Here is a 236-nt window from a genome sequence, read left to right on the forward strand (position 1 = left end):
CTTCGTTCAGATGGCGGTTGCCGGGGCAGTGGCGATGTCCGGCGGTATTCTCCTCCTCCTCCTCCTCCTCCTCCTCCTCCTAGCTGCCGCCTGCGTCGAAGCCGGCGAGCTGCCGCCGATTAGCCGGAGAAGCTTCCCCAAGGGGTTCATCTTCGGGACGTCCTCCGCGTCCTATCAGTGCGAGGGTGGAGCAGCAGAGGGGGGCAGAGGACCAAGCATCTGGGACACCTTCACAT

1 protein-coding gene is annotated in these 236 nt (G+C 64.4%); it reads left to right on the plus strand.

Annotated elements, in window-relative coordinates; translation table 11 throughout:
- On the plus strand, window positions 1-236 hold a 236-nt coding region (locus L9G74_RS22025; protein ID WP_275297571.1), incomplete at both ends, for a family 1 glycosylhydrolase.

The organism is Shewanella electrica (genome assembly GCF_022321485.1).
Lineage (GTDB): Bacteria > Pseudomonadota > Gammaproteobacteria > Enterobacterales > Shewanellaceae > Shewanella > Shewanella electrica.